The organism is Candidatus Thiosymbion oneisti (assembly GCF_900092655.1).
GTDB lineage: Bacteria > Pseudomonadota > Gammaproteobacteria > Chromatiales > Chromatiaceae > Thiosymbion > Thiosymbion oneisti.
Window position 1 is genome coordinate 1 of sequence record NZ_FLUY01000868.1, and the last position, 1,674, is coordinate 1,674.

Here is a 1,674-nt window from a genome sequence, read left to right on the forward strand (position 1 = left end):
GACACGAATCCACACTAATTCGTGTTGATTCGTGTGAATTCGTGGTTTTCCGCTAACCTGGACGGATAGGATAAGCTAAATGTCAACACGCTCTAGTACACCGTTTCACTCCATTTTGCATTTGTAGGGGACGGCCTCCGTGCCGTTCCGCAGGCTGTTCGGAACGCCACGGAGGGCGTTCCCTACCACAAAATCATGTGAAACGGGGTACTAGTGCAATGTCATTAAGTTAAGCATTACCGGTCGGCAAAGTAAGAAAAAAACGACGAATCACGCGCATCCTCACGAATGGATTCGCGCCGATTCGCGCGCTTCGTCGTTTTCTCATCTGGCTCCCAGGCTCCAGCCCTACGGGCTTGGCCGCCGGCGCGGCCCGTCTGCGTGAGGCGAATTTAGCCGCAAATCAACGCAACCGGGTCAAGGACTGTCGATGATGGGTAGTGGATCAGTTTGCGAAAAATCGGAAATTGCGAAAAAACGCCAGGACGCCAGGACGCCAAGAAAGAAAAAGAATCTTTGCGTCTTGGCGCCATTGCGTCCTGGCGTTAAATGGGCCGGAAAATGAGCGGCCAAACATAAATTTTTCAAACTGAGCCACTGCCCGATGATGACAAGCCGATTGCGACCGATTTGCGTTCATTCGCGGCAAAACCGATGTTACTCGGTATCACCGAGCACTGGAATGTGTGCCTAACCCGACCGGCTGACCTTGGGATTGACGCCGTAGGTCCCGACGATGGTCGCCTGGGCCAACACATGGCCCCGGATGGCGGCGCGTGTTTGGTCGCGGTCGAAGCGTCCTGCCACGGGGCAGCGCAGGAGATCCAGGGCATAGAGGGTGAAGTGATAGTGATGGACGATGGAGTCGTTCCAGGGCGGGCAGGGGCCGTCGTAGCCGTAATAGTCGCCGGCCATCTCCTCATCGCCGGCGAACCAGTCGGTGTAGCTGTTGATGCCATGCCGGATACCGTCGGGCCCTTCCGGTCCCGGCTTGCCGCGGGCGGTCACCTGGGAGCAGAACTCGCCCGCGGCGATGCCGTTGCGGTCCGGCCTCAGATCCACCAGCACCCAGTGGGTGAAATCCACCCGCGGCAGCTCCGCCGGTATCTGGCGTCCCTCCTGATTCACGTCGTCGCCGCGGCTGGGTGCGTCCGAGTCGTGACAGATGAGCACCAGGGATCGGGTGCCGGGGGGGAGCTCGGACCAGGCCAGGTGCGGATTGCGATTTGCCCCCAGGCGGACATGGGCCTCCGGGTCGGGCACACAGAAGGCGAACTCGGCCGGGATGGGTTGGCCGTCGGTGATGGAGTCGGAGCTGAGCTGCATGGCGTTTTTCCTATATCAGTTATCAGTAGGGTGGGCTGTGCCCACCAATAGCTCACCCGCCTGTGATGAGGCCGTAGGTCGGGTAAGGCCAGGGATGGCCGCAACCCGACACGGTGGCCACCCGGTGTCGGGTGACGGCGCGCCGATCACCACGGCCAATGCAACTTCACGGCAGGCGCGCCTTACCCGACCTACACGGGCTTATTTTTGCCGCAAATGAACGCAAATAGACGCAAATTTGGTGGTGATAAATCTTTAAAGATTGCCTTTTGGTAGTGGTTAATATCTAAGTTATAACATGACCAACAGCACTGGCCGCTATGCCCCCTCTCCCGCCGGGAGAGGGTT

1 protein-coding gene is annotated in these 1,674 nt (G+C 58.7%); it reads right to left on the bottom strand.

What is annotated here, in order from left to right; all coding sequences use genetic code 11:
- Nucleotides 1–690: 690 nt before the first annotated feature.
- The gene (locus tag BQ17_RS09195; RefSeq protein ID WP_089726372.1) at nt 691–1,326 is read right to left on the bottom strand and encodes a YbhB/YbcL family Raf kinase inhibitor-like protein; all 636 of its coding nucleotides are present in this window, start codon (nt 1,324–1,326) and stop codon (nt 691–693) included.
- Between the last annotated feature and the right edge of the window lie 348 nt (nt 1,327–1,674).

Bases quoted from the DNA above. Each gene is read 5' to 3' on its own strand.
- BQ17_RS09195 (WP_089726372.1), bottom strand. From the start codon at position 1,326: ATGCAGCTCAGCTCCGACTCCATCACCGACGGCCAACCCATCCCGGCC.